This is a genomic window from Desulfovibrio desulfopostgatei (genome assembly GCF_053570645.1).
In genome coordinates, this window is record NZ_JBRBQS010000002.1 from 1,145,673 (window position 1) to 1,162,895 (window position 17,223).

At 57.8% G+C, this 17,223-nt stretch carries 16 protein-coding genes; 11 read left to right on the forward strand and 5 right to left on the reverse strand.

The genetic code is table 11. The features are described 5' to 3' along the window. Positions 1-147: 147 nt before the first annotated feature. Positions 148-1,065, forward strand: coding sequence for a M15 family metallopeptidase (locus ACUZ9Q_RS05080; RefSeq protein ID WP_449247441.1), 918 nt, complete (start codon positions 148-150; stop codon positions 1,063-1,065). Between the two features lie 129 nt (positions 1,066-1,194). Here ACUZ9Q_RS05080 and pgl read toward each other — a convergent pair whose 3' ends face one another. The 5 genes from pgl to ACUZ9Q_RS05105 form a co-directional block, all read right to left on the reverse strand. Continuing rightward, entirely contained in the window at positions 1,195-1,941 is a 747-nt protein-coding gene (pgl, locus tag ACUZ9Q_RS05085) for a 6-phosphogluconolactonase (protein WP_192111409.1), read from the reverse strand. 117 nt (positions 1,942-2,058) lie between these two features. Next, on the reverse strand, positions 2,059-3,117 hold the full coding sequence (locus ACUZ9Q_RS05090; protein ID WP_308584756.1) for a translation initiation factor IF-2: 1,059 nt from the start codon (positions 3,115-3,117) through the stop codon (positions 2,059-2,061). Further along, positions 3,114-3,875 carry a class I SAM-dependent methyltransferase gene (locus ACUZ9Q_RS05095; protein ID WP_323389976.1) on the reverse strand — a complete coding sequence of 254 codons (762 nt, stop codon included), beginning with the start codon at positions 3,873-3,875 and terminating at the stop codon, positions 3,114-3,116. The genes ACUZ9Q_RS05090 and ACUZ9Q_RS05095 overlap by 4 nt, the downstream gene beginning before the upstream one ends. 193 nt (positions 3,876-4,068) lie before the next feature. Continuing rightward, entirely contained in the window at positions 4,069-4,449 is a 381-nt protein-coding gene (locus tag ACUZ9Q_RS05100; protein WP_027180759.1) for a RidA family protein, read from the reverse strand. Positions 4,450-4,646: 197 nt separating this feature from the next. Beyond that, positions 4,647-5,585, reverse strand: a complete 939-nt coding sequence (locus ACUZ9Q_RS05105; protein ID WP_449247442.1) for a bile acid:sodium symporter family protein — start codon at positions 5,583-5,585, stop codon at positions 4,647-4,649. Positions 5,586-5,785: 200 nt separating this feature from the next. Here ACUZ9Q_RS05105 and ACUZ9Q_RS05110 point away from each other — a divergent pair, with 200 nt between their 5' ends. The 10 genes from ACUZ9Q_RS05110 (at position 5,786) to ettA (ending at position 17,181) form a co-directional block, all read left to right on the forward strand. Beyond that, a complete protein-coding gene (locus tag ACUZ9Q_RS05110) occupies positions 5,786-7,234 on the forward strand; it encodes a sigma-54 interaction domain-containing protein (RefSeq protein WP_308584759.1) in 1,449 nt (482 codons plus the stop codon). A 368-nt stretch (positions 7,235-7,602) separates the two neighbouring features. Continuing rightward, a complete protein-coding gene (locus ACUZ9Q_RS05115) occupies positions 7,603-8,583 on the forward strand; it encodes a TAXI family TRAP transporter solute-binding subunit (RefSeq protein WP_192111413.1) in 981 nt (326 codons plus the stop codon). Beyond that, the gene (locus ACUZ9Q_RS05120) at positions 8,583-10,568 is read left to right on the forward strand and encodes a TRAP transporter permease (protein WP_449247443.1); all 1,986 of its coding nucleotides are present in this window, start codon (positions 8,583-8,585) and stop codon (positions 10,566-10,568) included. Before ACUZ9Q_RS05115 ends, ACUZ9Q_RS05120 begins: the two co-directional genes overlap by 1 nt. Positions 10,569-10,593: 25 nt before the next feature. Then, positions 10,594-11,517 carry a dihydrodipicolinate synthase family protein gene (locus ACUZ9Q_RS05125; RefSeq protein WP_215646998.1) on the forward strand — a complete coding sequence of 308 codons (924 nt, stop codon included), beginning with the start codon at positions 10,594-10,596 and terminating at the stop codon, positions 11,515-11,517. Between the two features lie 49 nt (positions 11,518-11,566). After that, a complete protein-coding gene (locus ACUZ9Q_RS05130; RefSeq protein WP_192111415.1) occupies positions 11,567-11,959 on the forward strand; it encodes a PPC domain-containing DNA-binding protein in 393 nt (130 codons plus the stop codon). 17 nt (positions 11,960-11,976) lie between these two features. After that, positions 11,977-12,162, forward strand: a complete 186-nt coding sequence (locus ACUZ9Q_RS05135; RefSeq protein WP_192111416.1) for a hypothetical protein — start codon at positions 11,977-11,979, stop codon at positions 12,160-12,162. Between the two features lie 126 nt (positions 12,163-12,288). Then, positions 12,289-13,203 carry a thioredoxin-disulfide reductase gene (gene trxB, locus ACUZ9Q_RS05140; RefSeq protein WP_192111417.1) on the forward strand — a complete coding sequence of 305 codons (915 nt, stop codon included), beginning with the start codon at positions 12,289-12,291 and terminating at the stop codon, positions 13,201-13,203. A 91-nt stretch (positions 13,204-13,294) separates the two neighbouring features. Continuing rightward, on the forward strand, positions 13,295-13,615 hold the full coding sequence (locus ACUZ9Q_RS05145) for a thioredoxin family protein (protein ID WP_215646997.1): 321 nt from the start codon (positions 13,295-13,297) through the stop codon (positions 13,613-13,615). A gap of 128 nt (positions 13,616-13,743) precedes the next feature. Then, entirely contained in the window at positions 13,744-15,006 is a 1,263-nt protein-coding gene (locus ACUZ9Q_RS05150) for an L-cysteine desulfidase family protein (protein WP_215646996.1), read from the forward strand. 492 nt (positions 15,007-15,498) lie between these two features. Beyond that, positions 15,499-17,181 carry an energy-dependent translational throttle protein EttA gene (ettA, locus tag ACUZ9Q_RS05155; protein WP_192111419.1) on the forward strand — a complete coding sequence of 561 codons (1,683 nt, stop codon included), beginning with the start codon at positions 15,499-15,501 and terminating at the stop codon, positions 17,179-17,181. Positions 17,182-17,223: the final 42 nt, after the last annotated feature.

The following is a 17,223-nucleotide window of genomic DNA, read 5'->3' on the forward strand; positions in this document are numbered from 1 at the left end:
CAAGCCGGGGGCGGCTAGGGTGCCTTCATGCCAATATTGCTGCTTTTTATTTTTTTGAGCTGTGCCCATGTCGTGCATGCCGAGACGGCTGAGTCCTCCAATGCGCCCTCCAATGCTCCTCCAACGGCGTCTGCCAGTGCAGCGCCTGTGAGTCGAGCCACTGGGGCTGGCAACGGCCTTATTGACGCTGCAGATCTGCCCGCCGGGCTTGATGATGCCGCGCAGGTGGATTTTTATTGCCTGCGGCGGGCCTATCCGCAGATTACAGGCATGACGACGGACGCGCAGGGCCAGTGGCTGGTGTTTAACGATGGTCGCCGTGTGCTGTATGATGCTGCGCCGGGTGCGGCCCCCTCGACTGGCCCGCAGGCATCCGAGTGGGTCGTGAGCGTGCGGACGAGCATGGCCGAGCCGTATCCTCTGGAGCCGCAGCGGCCTGATACTCCTCTGGGCGTTTCGCCGGGGCGGCGGCGCTCCTACGATCTGCTGCAAGCCCTTTACGGATCCACGCCCAAGGCTGTTGGAGGCCATCTGGTACAGGCCCGCCTGCTGGGGCAGCATCTGCATCTTTCGCCCGCAGCGGCGCAAGCCATGAACAGGGCAAACGCTCATCTTGCCCCGCAAGCCGCTCAGGCGCCTCGGCTGAAAACCCTGCTGAAAATGGACGGGGGGTTCGCCTGGCGGCGCATTGCGGGCGAGAACCGCTTGAGCCCCCATGCCTTTGGCATTGCGTTTGACATCAGCCCCGGCATTGCCACTTACTGGCGCTGGAGCAAACTGCGCCCGCACCCTTTGCAGCAAAGCTATCCCTCCGCCATTGTGGAAGCCTTTGAAAACGAAGGCTTTATCTGGGGCGGAAAATGGCACGAATATGACCTGATGCATTTCGAATACAGGCCGGAAATCATCTGCAAGGCCCGCGTGTGGCAGGGGCTGGAACCCTTGCCGAACAACGATGCGCCGAAAAACCTTGCGCAGCCTGCCGTTTCCTCTGTTCCCGTGGCTCCATCTGGTGAAGCCCCGGCCCCGGCAGACGCCTCTGCCGCGCCATCTGTCAGCCAGTGACCGAGGCCGTGACCCACAGGCGACATCCCCCGCATCAAAATGAACTGACAGTCAAAATGCAAAAGGCTCCTTGAAAAAGGAGCCTTTTTTATGATTGCCAACCGCGTTCAGGCGGCAAAAATACTTGGTTTACTCGCCTCTGGCGGCGGCCTCGTCCACAACCCAGATCAGTTCGCCAAATCCGGGGCGCACCTTTTGTGCGGGCAGGGTGGGTTCGGCCAGCAGGTTGAGCGCGCGCGAAAGCACATCGTGCTTTTCCTTGCCGGTCACGAGAAACATGCAGCAGCGGGCGTTGTTGATGACAGGCAGGGTGAGCGTGAGGCGGTCGGCCTTGCGTTCGGGCACGTACTGGTCAATGACAAGGCGCTTGCGTTCGGCAAGGGCGGGCGAATTGGGAAAGATGGAGCCAGTGTGGCCGTCTTCGCCCATGCCCAGCAGCATAAAGTCAAAGCGGGGCAGTTCCTGCGGGCCAAGGTTGAATTCGGCGCGGATCTGCTGCTCGTATTTGACGGCGGCTTCAACGGGGTCTTCTTCGCCGCGCATGCGGAAAAAGTGTGTGGCAGGAACCATGCTCAGCAGTTCGCGGCGCGCAAGCCCATAGTTGCTGTCAGGATGGTCGGGGCCAACGCAGCGTTCATCCACCCAGTAAAAGGTCATTTTGTCCCAAGGGAGGCGATCTGCCCAGTCTTCGCCCGCCAGCAGGCGGAAAAGCGGCGTGGGGGTCTGCCCGCCGGAGAGCGCAATTCTGAAAACACCCCTGTCGGCAATGGCTTCTTCGCAGGCTGCCGCCAGAATGTGGGCGGCGCGTTCGGCCATGGCGGCAGGATCTTTATGGATATGCACCGTAAGGTGTATGGAACGGCTGAGGCCCGACATTTTGCGGCTCCTTGAGTTTATGTAGGCTGGCACGGGCGTGTGCGGCCCGCCAACCTCATCACTATGACACATTCGCCTGCGCGAGAAAAGGGCATAGTGGACAGGTGACTGTGAAAACTACTGAAATTCTTCCAGCAGATCAGGCGCTATGGCATAGTGCAGCACCTCTCCATTGGCGAGGCCCAGAGTTTTCCACAAAGCTTCGCAGGTAAGTTTGCGCGCCGCCACAATGGATTTGCCAAGCGGGCTTGTGCCGTCAATTTCAATTGTCCAGCTGCGGTCAAACGTATCGCCCGGAAATGTGGGCTGCACGGCATTAAGAAAACGCTGCATCAGCTCCGTGCCGTCCGGCGCAAAAATTTTGACCGAAAGATCCATGTTGTTGACGGGGATAGTGCTGATGTTTTTGCTTTGTACGTTCACCACAACAAGAAGTGTCTTTCCGTCTGAAATCAAACCTGCGCTGGCTGTGCAGGTTTTGAGAGGAAGTGTATCTTCCATGCGCTTTTTTATCTTGGCATTTTTGTCAAGAAGCAGTTGCCGTTGCGCGACCATGCGCTCCATCTGGAACTCGCGGTACTGGCGGACCAGCTCCTCGGCATTGACCATGTCGTCAAGCTTCCATCCCTCTGGGGTTTTGTCCATGCGCAGCAGCAGTGAAAACTGTTTGTTCAGCACGGGATGGCGAATCTGCGCGGCTATCAACGCTGTATTTTCCGTGGGGTTCTGCAAGGTCATGGTTGTAAAAAACTGGGTAAAAAAGTTTGGCGGCAGAACATACAGGGGGGTTCTGAGACGCACCAGCTCGTCAGTTTCTTCCTTGACGGGTTCTTCCTTGACGCGCGCCTGCTTGAGCAGACCGACCTGGATCATGTCGCTCAGATCACGCAACTGGTTTGGCCCTTTTTTTAAAAAGGGGTAGTGATCTGCAACCGCCTTGGCCAAGGGCAGGGAAATTGCGTCAAAGTTTATGCGTTGCGCCAGTTCTGTTGGTTTTGCCGGGTGCAGTGCGTCCTTTATCTGCACAAAGGCAAATTCGGCAGTCTGTCTGTACTGGTAGTACCGCAAGCCGCTGTATCCGCCCACCGCCGCCAGAATCACAAGCAGCACTGCGGCCAGCGCCAGCAGGTGCTGGCGTATGAATGCCACAAGGGGGGCAATAAAGGGCAGGTTCATGGCGCTTTCCTCTCTGTGTCGGCAGCCTTGGCCTGAGATTTGTGGCCGCACTCCAGAACAGGCTCTGCGCGGCGCAGACGTCTGCGCCCGAGCCGTAAAGGCAGCGGCGTGACCGGGCGGGATTTTGCCATGTCGATACGGATAATGCCCCATGCTCCCATGGGCAGCCAGGGCAAAACCCTGTTGCAGCCGGAGAGTGCGCACGATGCATTCCATGTGCCCTGCGGCCCGGCAAGAACGCTTGCCCCGCTGATGCGGCCAGCCGAAAGGCTCCTGAGCGTCCGCCATATCTGCCACCAGCAGAAGGCCGGGCCGTGCCATGCGGTTTTGTGGCCGCCAAGCAGGTGGAGCATAAAGGGAAGCGAAGCCGAGTTCCAGAATGTGAGGGCAAGGCCTGCGGAGGCCACGCGCAGCGATTCGGCTATGGCCTTACGCGTGTTTTCGGTGCTGGGCGAAGCAAGGTGCAGCACAACCCAGTCAAATTCGTCATCATCAAAGGGCAGGTGATCATCAGCGGCGGCCAGAACTTCGGCGCGGTCAGCCATGCGGCTTGCCTCCGCCCGCAACTCGGGATTGTGCTCCGTGGCGGTCATGTCAAAGCCGTATTCCCACAGCAGGGGCAACAGTTCACCGCGCCCGCAGTTCACTTCAAGCAGGGTGCGGCCACGGCGAGGCCAGGGTGCAAGGCAGTGCTGCACAAGCTGCTTCTGCATATGCAGGGCATACTGCCCTGTGATATCCGACTGTCGGTCATCCATACCGCGCCTCGCATTTGCCGTTAATCTTCTGCATATTCCACTATTTTACAGCATCTGTAAATCGGCAAAGCGCACTGATGAGGCGGTGTTGCCGTGGCGTCAGGGCACAAACAAACCGCAACGCGGCTGCTTGCAAACAAGAGCCGCGTTGCGGTTGAAGACCGGGCCATGCCGCCCGTGTTGCGGCTAGAAATTACAGCGTGGCAATGGCCTCAATTTCAACCTGCGCGCCAAGCGGCAGTTTGCTGACCTCTACGCAGGAACGCGCGGGGCAGGGGGCCGTGAAATACTTTTTGTACACTTCGTTGACAGCCGCAAAGTTGCCCATATCAGTGATGAATACAGTGGTTTTAACCACATTGGCGGCGGTCAGGCCCTGTGATTCCAGCAATGCCATAACGTTTTTACAGGCCTGTTCCGCCTGAGCGCTCACATCGCCTTCCACCAGCTTGCCGATGGCGGGATCAATGGGAATCTGGCCGGAAAAGAAGAACATGTTGCCGGTCTTGATGCCCTGGCTGTAAGGGCCGACTGCCCCGGGGGCCTTGCTCGTGCTGATGACTTCCTTGCTCATGGCGCTTCCTTCTTCAGATTGCTGGTAAGGGTTCAAGGTACTGGGCCGTTGGCCTGCTGCAAGGTTAGCCAATGGTGTGTAACCTGCCAGCGGCGGACGGCTGCGGACAACTTGGCACAGCCCCGCGCCAGAGTCAAAGCCCGGCAGCTCGTGGAGGGGCGTTCGGTCTGGGGAGGCGGCTCTGCTCCGGGCTTCTGTTACGGGTTCGGTTTCAGTTTTTTACCGTGAAAGTAGTTTGAAACCAGCGCGCCAGAAATATTCTGCCATACGCTGAACAGCGCGCCAGCAATGGCTGAAACCGGAGAAAAATGCGCCAGCGCGAGGGCCGTAGCCAGACCGGAGTTCTGTGTGCCGACCTCAAAGCAGAGGGCGCGGCAGCGGGGTTCATCAAATTTCCAGATGCGGCCCACGGCATAGCCAAAGGCCAGACCCAGCAGGTTGTGGCACACGACGACCAGAAAGATATTGGCGCTGGCCTCGAGGATGCTCTGGGCATTGATGGCCATGATGCCAGCCACCACCAGAGTGATGGTAAGCGCCGAGACCGGGGGCAAAAAGGGGATGGCCCGCTCTGTAAGCCTGCCGCAGTAACGGTGCGCCGCAATGCCCAGAATAACCGGGATCACCACGATTTTAAGGATGGAAACGAACAGGGCCCCCATATCTACAGGAACCCACACGCCGCCCAGCAGCCATGTGAGCACCGGCATGAGCGCCAGTGCAACAACGGTTGTCAGCGAGGTAAGCGCCACGGAATATGGCACGTCACCTCTGGCAATAAAAGTCAGCACATTGGAGGCGGTGCCGCCGGGGGCCGTGCCCACAAGAATGACGCCCATCGCCAGATCGGGCGGCAGGGCGAACAGATGACACAGCGCAAAGGCCAGCAGCGGCATGCAGCCGAACTGGGCCAGCAGACCCAGCAGCAGGGCGCGCGGTTGGGAAAAAACCAGGCTGAAATCCTTGAGCCGCAGGGTCATGCCCATGCCGAACATGATGCACCCCAGAAGCGGCGTAACATGCGGGGCCACCCAGCGGAACAGCTCCGGCTTCCATAAGGCCAAAGCCGAGCATGTCAGAATAAGCGCTCCCATATAACGGGTAAGTGCATTGCCAGCGCGCTGTAAGATACTCAACCTTTGTCTCCTGTGGCGCGGTTTTTTACCGCGATGGTGTGAGGCGCATACTGGCAGAGAGAGTACCCGGTTGCAAGTGGGCAGCACTTGCGCTTGGCTTGGGCAAAAGGTATCGCTCAGGTACTTTCAGGTGCTGATTCGCCGTGGCTCGCCATGCGTTCTGCATCCTCCGAACAGTTTCATACCCAAGAGCAGCAGGAATGGCAGAACTTTCCAGCCTTATGCAAATCCAGCCTTTTGTGCAGGCCTATGTGCTTGCGGTTGCTTCCATTCTGGACGCGCCCGTTACCGTGGTTGACTGCAATCTGGTGCGCGTGGGCGGCACGGCGGAATATGAGTCGCTTATCAGCCGGAAGATCGCGCACAGTGCTTTTTTTGACAAAGTATTCAAGACCGGCAAGCCGGCCTTTGTCAAAAACGTGCAGAACGATCAGGCTTGCAGCGTGTGCGCCAATCGCGAGAACTGCAATGAACTCGCCGACATGGCCTACCCCATCTTTTTGAACAACAAGGTGGCTGGCGTTATCGGCATTGTTGCGTTTAACGAGGACGAGCGGGGGCGGCTGCTGGGGAATCAGGAAAAGCTTCAGGAATTTCTCAAATATATGAGCATGCTGATTGAAAGCAAGCTTGTAACGCAGCAGCATTCGCGCATTCTTGAGCACCAGCTAGATGCGGTCGTGAGTGGTGAACGCAAACAACTGGAAGAAACCCCCCTGCTGGGCAACAGCGCTGCCATTCGCGATATTCTGGCCCTGGTGCAGAAGATCGCCGCAGCGGATTCCACCGTACTTATCAGCGGCGAAAGCGGCACCGGCAAGGAGGTGCTGGCCCGCACCATCCACAGTATGAGCGGGCGCGGCAAGCGGCTGATGACGGTTGTGAACTGCGGGGCCATTCCTGAAAATCTGGTGGAGAGCGAGCTGTTTGGTTACGAAGAAGGCGCGTTTACTGGCGCCAGAAAGGGCGGAAGCATGGGCAAGTTTGAACTGGCCCATGAAAGTACCCTGTTTCTGGACGAAGTGGGCGAGATGCCCTTGCCCGTGCAGGCCAAACTGCTGCGCGTGCTTCAGGATAAATGCGTGCAGCGGGTGGGCGGTTCTGCGTCCATCCCGGTGAATGTGCGCATTCTGTGCGCCAGCAACCGCAATTTACAGGAAATGGTCGCCCAGGGAACCTTTCGCAACGATCTGTATTACCGCCTGAATGTCATCCCCATCCATATACCGCCCTTGCGTCAGCGGCGTGAGGATATCCCCGTTTTTATCGAGAGCTTTCTTGCCCGCTACCGGCGAGAACTGCGCCGCGACATACGCGGGCTTGACCCAGTGGCTTTTGACGCATTCATGGGCCATGACTGGCCGGGGAATGTACGTGAGTTGCGCAATATCATTGAGTATCTTGTTAACGTTGTTGAAGGCCCACTGATACGGGCCAATGATTTGCCACAGCATTTTTTTGCCAGGCGGTCAGGAACATCGTCTGCAACAACGCTCAAGGAAATGCTTGCGGCGCACGAAAAACAGCTTTTGGAGCGCCTGATCGGCGTATCTACCAGCACGGAGCAGAAGAAACTTCTGGCGCAGCGTCTGGGCATCAGCAGCGCCACATTGTACCGTAAACTACAGGAATATAATCTGCTGCATTAGCTCGCTGAAATAAAACAACAGCCTGCCTCGCTTTTTCTGGCCATTTTCATGCAGCAACGGCAAGATTTTTCTCATATTTGAGAAATGCATTCCCATATTTGAGAATGCAAATAAGACCTTGAAATGTTAACTAATTTAACTATATTTGTTTTGGATGTTTTCAATTTTGCATCTGGCAGCTCTCTGCCCCGGTGTGGGGTGAGTGCAGTAAGTGCTAGAGCCGCAAGGCCTGGGAGAGGGTATATGATTTTGGAATGAATTTTGATAGGGTGCTAACGGTTTTGGCCCCCCCCCCAGAGTATTGCCAAGTGCCAGCGACCTGCCGTGCCTTAATAAAGGCCGGAATAAACCGTACACAGGAGTGTTCTATGAAAAAGGGTTTGATTTCGCTGTTGGTTACCGTGGTTATGCTGGCGGCTGGGCTGGCCCAGATGCCCCATGCGGCGGAGCTGAAAACGTTTACCATTACTTCCGGCCCGCTTGGCGGTGATTTTTACGCCCTTGGCGGCGTTATCGGCGAAGCTGCCCGTTCGGTCATGCCTGGCGCTACAGTGAGCGTCAACACTGGCGGCTCAGTGGAAAACCTGCTGAAGATTGATGCGGGCAAGGCTGACCTTGGTACAAGCATGATCAAGCTGTATGAAGAAAGCCTCAAGGCCGAGGGCGTGTTCGCCAGCCGCAAGCCTGTGCAGAACGTAAAAATCATGATGTATGTGGCGCCCATGCCCATGAGCTTTTTTCTTGTGCGTGCTGATTCCCCCTACACCTCCATTGCGGACATCGCCAACACCAAGCCCAAAATCCGTCTGCTGACCTCCAAAAAAGGTTCCTCCCCTGCGGTTGCCTCCGAGAACATGCTCAAGCAGTACGGTTTCTCGTTTGAAGACATCAAGGAATGGGGCGGCTCCGTGAGCTACGTTTCCTACGCGGAAGCCTCCTCCCTTATTCAGGACGGCCATGCTGACGCCTATGTAGGCCCCATTGTTTCGTCCATTAACGAGCTGATCACCACCGTCAAAATGAAGATGCTGCCCATTGACCAGGCGGTTCTCGACAAGCTGAGCAGCGATGGCTACATGACCTACACCATCAAGGCCGGGCAGTATTACTTTATCACAAAGGATACGCCGCACATGGCCGAAACCGTGGTTTTGCCCGTAGGTGCGAACCTGCCGGACGATGCTGTATACGCCCTGACCAAGGTGCTTTGTGAAAAGCCCGAGATGATCCGCAATGTGCACCAGACCTATTCGGTCTTTGACCCCAGCAAAAGCGCTGATCATATTGCCGTGCAATACATTCACCCCGGTGCCCTGCGTTATTACAAGGAAAAGGGCTGGGTGAAATAATGGCTTCTTCCGAGCAAAAGGACGCTACAGGCGCGTCAACCAAGGTCAATCTGGCCCGTAGCGCTGTGGAAAAAGAACTTGCTGGCGAAGCCAGCAATGACTTTGGCGAAGTTGCGGGCCAGCAGGGTTTTGCCAGACTTGTGCAATACCTCATATTCTTTGGCTGCCTGCTCTTTGCGGGCTACCACTGCGTCACCACGATTTTTGGCATGCCGGTGGCCTATGTGCATCGGCCCATCCACGTCATGTTTGCCGCATCGCTGGCCTTTCTGGTGTATCCTTCCAGCAAGAAGCGCGGGCCAGCGCCCCTTGATCTCGTGCTGGCGCTGGTGGCACTGGCGGCTTTTGCGCTGCCAGCCATTCAGGCTGACCAGATTGCGGAACGGCTGGTCATGGTTGACGACCTGACCCTTGGCCAGACCATCAGCGGCATTACTGCCCTGGTGCTGGTTCTGGTGCTTATCCAGCGCGTTGTGGGCATGTCGTTGCTGGTGGTCTGTCTGCTGTTTCTTGCCTATGCGTTGTGGGGGAACCATATCCCCGGCATGCTCGCGCACAAAGGCTTTTCGTGGAACGAAGTGGTGGATTATCTGGGGTTCGGGCTTGAGGGCCTGTATTCTTCAGCCATTGGTGTCTCGGCTACCTACATTGCTGCCTTCATTGTATTCGGCACCTTTCTTGAGAGGTGCGGCGCGGGCGATGTACTCATGGATCTCGGCCGTGCGCTGACAGGTCATTATCGCGGCGGCCCTGCAAAGATTGCTGTTATTACCAGCGCTTTTTTCGGCACCATTTCCGGTTCGGCTGCCGCCAATGTTTACGCAACGGGCGCGTTCACCATCCCCATGATGAAAAAGGCCGGGTACAAGCCCACCTTTGCAGGAGCGGTGGAGGCTGCGGCCTCCACCGGCGGGCAGATCATGCCCCCGGTCATGGGCGCAGCCGCATTCCTGATGGCGGATACGCTGGGCATACCCTACCTTGAGGTGTGCAAGGCGGCGGTGATTCCGGCCTTTCTGTACTTTTTTTCCATCCTTATGATGGTGGATTTTGAGGCTGCCAAGCTGGGTCTTGTGGGGGTTCCCAAGGAGGAGCTACCCCGCATGAAGGATGTTGTCAAAAGACTCTACCTTCTGCTGCCCATTGTAGCCCTGCTTGTGATCATGATGCTCGGCTACACGCCCTTCAGGGCGGCGATGGCTGCGGCTGCGGCTGCCGTGGTTGTTTCGTGGGGCGATAAAAAGTTTGCCATCGGGCCTCGCCGTTTTGTTGAGATACTTTCCACCGCTGGTCGGCGTATGATTCTGATTGCGGTTGCCTGCCTTGGCGCGGGTATTGTCATCGGCGTTGTGTCGCTCACTGGCGTGGGGCTTAACCTCGCCTCTGTGGTCATTTCCATATCCGGCGGCAGCACCATAGTCGCGCTGATTCTGATCATGCTTGCCTCGCTCCTCATGGGCATGGGCACACCTACCACCGTGGCCTATGTGCTTGTGGCTACCCTGGGGGTTCCCGCTCTGCGCGAGCTTGGCTTCAGCGTGCTTTCCTCGCATTTCTTCGTGTTTTATTTCGGGGTGATCTCAATGGTCACGCCGCCGGTGGCCGTGGCTGCTTACGCTGGCGCGGAAGTGGCGGGCGCCTCCATGATGCGCACGGGCCTGATAGCCTCACGTTTATGCAGCGTGGCCTTTATTGTGCCGTTCTTCTTCATGTATGACCCGGCTCTGCTCATGCAGGGCGAGTGGCAGAACATCCTCCAGGTTTTTGTTACCGCCACCATTGGCACCGTTGCTCTGGCTGGCGGCATGGAACGCTGGTTTTTCCGCCCCATACCGTTGCCGGTGGCGCTGCTGTTGATTGTGGGCGCGTGTCTGCTGATTATCCCCGGCAGCATCACAGACATGATTGGCCTTGGTATTGTATTTGTTACCGGCGCATATTGTAAAATGAGCAGCAAGGCCGTGCAGGCCCGTGCTGTTGCCTGAGGCAGAGCATTAAAGGAGATTGAAGATGGGAAGGTTGATTTATCCTGAAGGTTCCTGGGTAGCGATTGTTACCCCCTTTACCGAAAATAACACCATTGACCTTGGTGTAATGCATGATCTTGTGGATTTTCACGCCGCCAACGGCACCAGCACCCTGCTGGTGCTGGGGTCCACCGGCGAACCCACTACTTTGACCATTGAAGAAAAAAAGACCGTCATCAAGGACATGGCCCGCTACTGCAAGGGCAAGATCCATGCGTTTTTTGGCGTGACCCACGGCGACACCGAAAAAACCATCGAACTTGCGCGTTACGCGCAGGAGCAGGACGCGGACGGCATTGTTGTTGTGGTGCCCCCCTATCTGTGCCCGGATCAGGCATCCGTGCTGGAATACCTCATTGATGTCTGCCTTTCTGTTGATATCAGCGTGGGCCTGTACAACAACCCCGCCAGAGTTGTGGCCAACGTCAATGCGGAAACAGTCATCACCCTGTTCAATTCCGTGCCCAACCTGGTGGCCGACAAGGAAGCCATGCCCAACGTGGGCCAGATTGCCACCATTCAGGAAGGCACCCACGGCGAGCTGCCCATCCTGTGCTGCGATTCCCCCGCCTATGCCCTGACCCTGCCCGTGCTGGCTTTTGGCGGCGCGGGAACAGCCAACGTGACGGGCAATATTCACCCCCGCGCCATGGCTGAAATGTCCCGCCCCTGGAAGAACTTTGAAGACGTGCAGCGCACCCGCAGGATTTACAACGAGCTGCTGCCCATCATGGAGGCCTGCTACGCTGCCACCAACCCTGTGGCGGTGAAGACCTTTGTGCGCCTGCTGGGCTTTCCTGTCGGTCACTGCAAGCGCCCCATGCGCGATGTAAGCCCCGAAATTCAGGAGGGCATGAAGTGGCTGATTGAGGAATTTGAGCTCAAAAAAATCTACAACCTCAAGTGATGCCTCGTAGTTACGCTTTATAACTATTACGGCGAGCATCGAGGATTCCATGCAAGTAACAGAACTGACCCAGCCTAAATGGTACAAATTGCGCCTTGGTCCAGGCTCTGACCTGTTTCAGGGACTGCGGGATTTTTTTGAGCAGCAGAAACTTGAACGGGCCTTTATTCTTTCAAGCATTGGCTCCCTTGAAAAAATTATCTGCAACTACCCCGTAACCTGCACAACCATGCCGCCGCCGGTGAAATCCAAAACCATTGAAAAGTTCTTGGAAGTCAACGGCATCACAGGCGAAATGTGGCGCGAAAACAATCAGGTGCGCGTTCATCTGCACGGCTCTGTAACCCACGAGGGCGAAACGCTTTTTGGGGGCGGCATGGCTGATGGCGCCAAGGTGCTGGTTCAGGTTGAGATGGTAGTCATGGGACTGCTGGAACAATAAATTTCTGGAGAAAGATCATGCCTTTTCTTACCTTTACCTGCGAACACTGCAACAAGGTATCCCACCGTTTTCTGCGCCCCTCGCAGGTGCGCGGCACGGTTCTTTGCCCCCATTGCAAAAAGCCCATCACTTCGGGCGGCAAATCCGCATCCGGTTCGCCAGCGCCCGCCAGCGGCCAGCAGGTAACCTGCGCCAAACTGTAGGCGCATACACTCTTCATTTAATCCGGGCGCACCCCTTCCGGCGCAATGGATTTGCCGGATATCCGCTGCGGGAAACCGCAGCGGCAGGGGGAGCGCGCCCCCAAAAAACAAAATTTGGCGGATACCATGCAGGAGCATGAACTTGTCGTTATCGGTGCTGGCCCTGCAGGAGCCAGCGCAGGCATATACGCCCGCAGGGCGGGCCTCAACGTGCTGCTGCTGGAAAGCGGTAATGGCGGCAGCCAGATATGCAATACGCTTGATGTGGAAAACTGGCCCGGTCTGCCCAATGTGAGCGGGCCGGAACTGGACAAATCCTTTCGCGAGCATGCCGGGCATCTGGGTTGCACCTTTGCCAGAGGCGACGTGCTCGGGCTGGAAGCGCAGGGCGACCGCCAGATTATCCACACCACCAGGGGCGACTATGCGGCACAGGCCGTCATCATCGCCAGCGGCGCTACCCACCGGCGGCTTGGCTGCCCAGGGGAAGATACGCTGACCGGAGTGGGGGTGAGCTACTGCGCTGTTTGCGATGCACCCTTTTATGAAGGCGAAGCCGTGGCAGTTGTGGGCGGCGGCAATACAGCGGTGGAAGAAGCCCTTTATCTGACCCGCTTTGCCAGCAAGGTATTTATTGTTCATCGGCGGGATGCTTTCAGGGCGGACAGCGTACTGGCAGGCCGCGCCCTCGCCAATGACAGGATTATTCCTGTCTGGAACAGCGCAGTGGCAAGCATCAACGGCAGCGAGATGGTCGAGGGCATGACCCTGCGCAATACTGTCAGCGGTGAATGCACCGGGCTTGAAGTGGCGGGCGTGTTTGTATGCGTGGGCATTGAACCCAATACGGCATTTCTTGATGAGCGCTTTCAGCGCGCGGATGGGGGCTGGCTGGCTACGGATGCCCATTTGCGCACATCTGTTCCGGGTGTTTTTGCAGCGGGCGACGTGCGCGACACCCCTTTGCGCCAGATTGTCACGGCGGCGGCAGACGGTGCGCTGGCTGCCATTTCCGCCTATCACTGGCTGCAATCCCGGTAGCGAGTTTTCAGCCTTTGCGGCCCGCGTGGCCTTAGGCTGTGCAGAAAAATAAACGCCGTCTGCGGTACGGTAGATCGGCAAGGAGATTCCCATGCTTGCAATAGACAGAGACAGTTTTGAACAGGAAGTGCTGCAAAGCAGCGAGCCGGTAGTTGTGGAATTTTGGGGCGAGCAGTGCTCCGTTTGCGTGGCCATGATGCCGGAAGTGGAAGAACTGGCAAAAAGTTTTGAGGGCCGGGTCAAGTTCTGCAAGATACCCATTGCCGGAAGCCGCAGGCTCTGCATTGAACTCAAGATAATGACCGTGCCTGTGTTCCTGTTCTACAAAAATGGCGAACTGGTTGACCGCGTCGCCAATCATGATCTGAGCGTGGAAAACATCCGGGCCAAGGCGGAATCCCTGCTGAAATAGCCTTAAAGGGTGGCGCAATGGTGCTGGCTGATTCTTCTCCCTGACCGCAGGCAGACCAAGGACAATACAAACTGGCATGGGGCATATCAGCGTTCGCTTACTGGGCGCGAATGACCATGATGGATACTATGGATACACACGCAAAATATCTCGAAGTGCTGCGCGAAGAGCTGATCCCGGCCCAGGGCTGCACCGAACCCATTGCCATTGCCTTTGCCGGAGCGCTGGCGACAAAGGTTCTTGGAACCTTTCCCGAGCGTCTGACGGTGGCTTGCAGCGGGAACATGATCAAGAACGCCAAGAGCGTTGTCGTGCCCAATTCCGGCGGGCAAAAGGGCATTGCCGTTGCCGCAACGCTCGGCGCGGTGGGGGGCAACCCCGATTTGCAGTTGCAGGTGCTCACGCCTGTTACCCCGGCAGATGCAGAGCGCGCCCGGCAGCTTGCGGCGGCGGGATTCTGCACTGTGGAGCTGCTCAAAAGTATTGTTAACCTGCACATCCTGATAACTGCAGTGGCGGGCGACAGCAGCGCCGTGGTGGAAATTGCCGAAGAGCACACCAACGTGGTGCGCCTTGAAAAGGACGGCAAGATTCTTGAGGGCGGGGAATACAAGCCTGATGTGCAGAGCCATGAAGAAAGCCGCGCATTCATGAGCATCGCCGGGATTCTTGATTTTGCCGAAAATTGCAATATCGAAGATGTGCGCGATATCCTGGACAAGCAGATTCTGTGCAACAGCAATATTGCCGTTGAAGGCCTGAGCCACCAGTATTCCATGGGTGTTGGCCGCTCACTGCTTGATTCCCGCGGCAGCGATGTGCGCACCCGGGCCACGGCGGTGGCGGCGGCTGGTTCGGATGCCCGCATGGGCGGCAGCGATCTGCCGGTTATCATTAATTCCGGCAGCGGCAATCAGGGCATTACGGTTTCGCTGCCGGTCATTGAATACGCCCGCGAACTGGGCCTGCCGGACGAAAAACTTTACCGGGCGCTGCTCATCAGCAACCTCGTGGCCATACACAACAAGTCGGGCATTGGCAGGCTTTCGGCCTACTGCGGGGCGGTCAGTGCAGCCTGCGGCAGCGGGGCGGCCATTACCTGGATGCACGGCGGCAGCTACCAGCAGATTGCCGACACTATCATCAACACCCTGGTCAATGTGTCGGGCATTGTGTGCGATGGCGCAAAAAGCTCGTGCGCGGCCAAGATTTCATCGGCGGTGGATGCCGCCATCACTGCCCACGATCTCTCCATGCAGGGCAAGGTGTTTCCCGCTGGCGAGGGCATCGTGAAAGGTGATGTGGAAGAAACCATCCGCAGCGTTTCCCGTCTGGCCCGCGAGGGCATGCGCGAAACGGATATTGAAGTGCTGCATATCATGATTGATTAGGCGGCGGGTCCGCGCATGGTCCTGGGCCTGCTTCAGATTTGGGCGCGCTGTGTTTGCCTGCGCCATTGCCGCGCCTGCCGGGTTTGAGCCTGACAGGCGCGGTTGCTTTTGTGGTGGCAGCAGATCGCAGTTCTGCTCAGGCCGCGCCGTTGCTGGAGCGCAAGGCCACTTGAAAAAGAATCCGCTAACGGATAGGCTCATATATTACACGAGCGCCCAGTGCATTGGCGAGTCTGGCGGGCCTGCGGGCCTCTCTGTCTGACCAAAGGCTTCCTCTGTACGCCGTGCGCGGCAAACCGCATATGTCTGCGGCCTGTCAGCACAGGGGCACCCGTTTATCCGCCTGACGGAGCTGCCGTTTTGGCGGCGCAAACCCTTGGCCTGCATGGCCGGGTTTGTCATCAATCCAGCGCGCCCATTTGGCGCGCGCTTCGCCCCGCGTTATCTCAAACGCCGCAGGGCCGGAAGCGTCACCAAATTTTGAGGAGCATCATGAGTAACGAACCGGACAAAATTATTTATTCCATGATCCGCGTCACCAAGCGTCATGGCCAGAAGGAAGTGCTGAAAGACATTTCTCTTTCGTACTTTTACGGGGCCAAAATCGGCGTGCTTGGTCTGAACGGCGCGGGTAAATCCAGCCTGCTGCGCATTCTGGCGGGCGTGGATCAGGCCTTTGACGGCAAGACCGTGCTGGCCCCAGGCTACACCATCGGCTATCTGGAACAGGAGCCGCTCAAGGACGAAACCCGCACCGTGCGCGAAGTGGTGGAAGACGGCGTGAGCAACCTCACCGCCATTGCCCGCGAATTTGAAGAAATCAACGCCAAGTTCGCCGAGCCCATGGAAGCGGACGAGATGGACGCCCTCATCGCCCGTCAGGCCGAAGTGCAGGAACTCATGGACGCCAAGAACGTCTGGGATCTGGATTCGCGCCTTGAAATGGCCATGGACGCCCTGCGCTGCCCCCCCGGCGACATGCCCGTTGCCCAGATTTCGGGCGGCGAGCGCCGCCGCGTGGCCCTGTGCCGCCTGCTGCTTGAATCGCCCGACATTCTGCTGCTTGACGAACCCACCAACCACCTTGACGCCGAGTCGGTGGCCTGGCTGGAACGCTTCCTCTCCACCTTCCCCGGTACTGTCATCGCCGTTACCCATGACCGCTACTTCCTCGACAACGTGGCGGGCTGGATTCTGGAACTGGACCGTGGCCGGGGCATTCCGTGGAAGGGCAATTATTCTTCCTGGCTGGAGCAGAAGCAGAAGCGCCTCGCCAACGAAGAAAGAACCGAAGCCGACCGCCAGAAGACCCTGCAACGCGAACTGGAGTGGGTGCGCATGTCGCCCAAGGGCCGTCACGCCAAGGGCAAGGCGCGTCTTAACGCCTACGAGGCCATGCTCTCGCACGAAAGTGAAAAACGCGCGCCCGATCTGGAAATCTACATTCCGCCGGGACAGCGCCTTGGCAAGGTCGTCTTTGAGCTTGAAGGCGTCAGCAAGGGCATGGGCGACAGGGAACTGATGGAAAACGTCAACGCCATCATCCCCCCCGGCGCCATTGTGGGCATTATCGGCCCCAACGGCGCGGGTAAGACCACCCTGTTCAAGATGCTTGTGGGGCAGGAAAAGCCCGACACCGGCACGCTCAAGGTGGGCGAAACAGTGCAGTTTGCCTATGTGGATCAGGGCCGCGAATCGCTCACACCCGGCAAGACCGTGTATGAGGTCATCAGCGACGGCGCTGAAACCATCAAGCTGGGCGGGCGCGAAGTCAACGCCCGCGCCTACTGCACGCGCTTCAACTTCCACGGCGCTGACCAGCAGAAAAAGGTGGACGTGCTTTCGGGTGGTGAACGCAACCGCGTGCATCTGGCCTGCATGCTCAAGTCCGGCGCAAACGTGCTGCTGCTTGACGAACCCACCAACGATATTGACGTAAACACCATGCGCGCCCTTGAAGACGCGCTGGACAACTTTGCCGGTTGCGTGCTGGTCATCAGCCATGACCGCTGGTTCCTCGACCGCGTGGCCACGCACATCATGGCCTTTGAAGGCGATTCCAGCGTGGTGTTTTATGAAGGCAACTATACGGACTACGAAGAAGACCGTAAGAAGCGGCTCGGCAAAGATGCCGACACGCCGCACCGCATCAAGTACCGCAAACTGACGCGTTAGCCGCCCGCCGCCGCGCTGCATCTTGCGGCGCGGCGGCTTTGT